We start from the raw sequence: 1,580 nt of genomic DNA, 5'->3' as shown, positions 1-1,580 counted from the left end.
TAAAATAGAATTTTATTAAATATTAATGTTTATTTTTATAATATTATTTATTATAATTCTATAAATGTAATTTTAAGTTAATTAACAAAATTTAAAAACTTAGATTTTTGAATTGTTGCACAGCCTTATATATGATTCTTTTCATTTATATACTTATATCCTACAGTATTCAAGACTATATAAATACTTGAATATTTTAGTATTCAAGAGCATGATATTTCTTATTTTAACCAAAAAAATAGTTGAAGTACGATAACAATAATGTACAAATGGATAGAAGAAAATTCTTGTATAGCTGAAGAATTAAAGAAAGAGAAAAGAACAGTTATTGTTTTAAACATTTATTCATCCTATAAAGAGCTATATGAGTTAGTGATTAATTCCTCAATCCCTTTTAAAATTATATCAGCATCTTTTTTACTCTTTTTAGATAGTTTAAGAAGATATTTTTTAACAGATGACCTTAAGGTGAGAAATTCTCATCTTTTATTAAATATATAAACATTATATTCATGAAACATGTCAAATAGCTATTTAAACAAAACACTAAAGATAAACAAAAAACAACAAATTAAATTGCAATTTCTATTTTATCATAATTTACAATAGGAATTTTACTGTTTTTTAATCCTTGTTTAAAACTCAATAATCCTTCTTTTTCTAGATTATTTAGTTTTTTCTGAACATTACTAATATCTTTGTTTGTTAATTTAGCCAGCTCACTAATAGATTTAGGGTCATTATTTTTAATTAATTTTATTAAGTCTAAATCTATAGATCCTAAGCTTACATTTTCTAGAAACACTGTTTTTCCTTCTTCTAGTTCTTCTTCAGGATTATTAATGAAATATTCCCAGTCTTCTATGTCTGAATATAATAGCATGTTTTCGTCATCTTTTTTGAACAATTTTTTTAGATTGTTTATAGTTCCATATGTTTTTTCCAGTTCTTGTATTTTATTTTTCCCTTTTATTTTTCTAATCATTGTTATAGGTATCATAATAACTCTTCCATTAGTTTTTCTTTATTTACTTCATTATTCAATTTAATATGTTCTATTACTATGTCTAGGCACATCATCCATGTTATTTATATTTATTTTGTTATGTTTTCCTTTTAATGAAAAATGAATATGTGGAAATCCGTGAAAATTATCTACTCTAACATTGTCAGGCATAATCGTTATTGCCCAACCTCTTTGACTTTTTTTACGATAAATTGAGTATTATCCTATCGTTATTAAAGCAGTATCATTCACTTTCATATATGGTAATATATAACCAATATAATATAAAAGTTTTGGTTAATTTCAATAAGCTTTAAAATATATTTAATAAAATATTACCAAGACACTAATTAGATTATAGAGAATACAACCATCAGAAAAATAAAAAACTAATAGCTATTTTTTCTGTAAAAAATAATTTTTGAAATGAAAAAACCCCAACTAAATCACAGCTGTTAAGTTAAGGATTTTTCATGTTAGATATGTAGTGTGTAATGTTGTGATGTTTTTTGTTTATATTCTTATTTTTCTTTTAGCATGTTTTTTATTCTTGATATTGTTAGTCTTGTGTGTC

3 protein-coding genes are annotated in these 1,580 nt (G+C 22.7%); 1 reads left to right on the top strand and 2 read right to left on the bottom strand.

Annotated features, from left to right (window positions below):
- The first annotated feature begins 261 nt into the window (after nt 1-261).
- The gene (locus tag MBFIL_RS04490) at nt 262-501 is read left to right on the top strand and encodes a hypothetical protein (protein WP_066971878.1); all 240 of its coding nucleotides are present in this window, start codon (nt 262-264) and stop codon (nt 499-501) included.
- A gap of 70 nt (nt 502-571) precedes the next feature.
- Here the strand turns inward: MBFIL_RS04490 and MBFIL_RS04485 are convergent, their stop codons facing one another.
- Together MBFIL_RS04485 and MBFIL_RS11090 are read right to left on the bottom strand one after the other, a co-directional pair.
- Complete coding sequence (locus MBFIL_RS04485; protein ID WP_066971877.1) at nt 572-1,000, bottom strand: HVO_A0114 family putative DNA-binding protein; 429 nt, start codon at nt 998-1,000, stop codon at nt 572-574.
- Between the two features lie 45 nt (nt 1,001-1,045).
- Nucleotides 1,046-1,177, bottom strand: coding sequence for a hypothetical protein (locus tag MBFIL_RS11090; protein ID WP_281192496.1), 132 nt, complete (start codon nt 1,175-1,177; stop codon nt 1,046-1,048).
- Nucleotides 1,178-1,580: the final 403 nt, after the last annotated feature.

This window comes from Methanobrevibacter filiformis, assembly GCF_001639265.1.
In the GTDB taxonomy this organism is placed as follows: domain Archaea; phylum Methanobacteriota; class Methanobacteria; order Methanobacteriales; family Methanobacteriaceae; genus Methanacia; species Methanacia filiformis.
Note: the sequence above shows the minus strand (reverse complement) of the source record. Positions and strands in the feature narration are given on the sequence as shown.

What these genes read in the sequence shown, in the direction of transcription:
- MBFIL_RS11090 (WP_281192496.1), bottom strand. Translation starts at nt 1,177, where the DNA reads ATGCCTGACAATGTTAGAGTAGATAATTTTCACGGATTTCCACATATT.
- MBFIL_RS04485 (WP_066971877.1), bottom strand. Translation starts at nt 1,000, where the DNA reads ATGATACCTATAACAATGATTAGAAAAATAAAAGGGAAAAATAAAATA.
- MBFIL_RS04490 (WP_066971878.1), top strand. Translation starts at nt 262, where the DNA reads ATGTACAAATGGATAGAAGAAAATTCTTGTATAGCTGAAGAATTAAAG.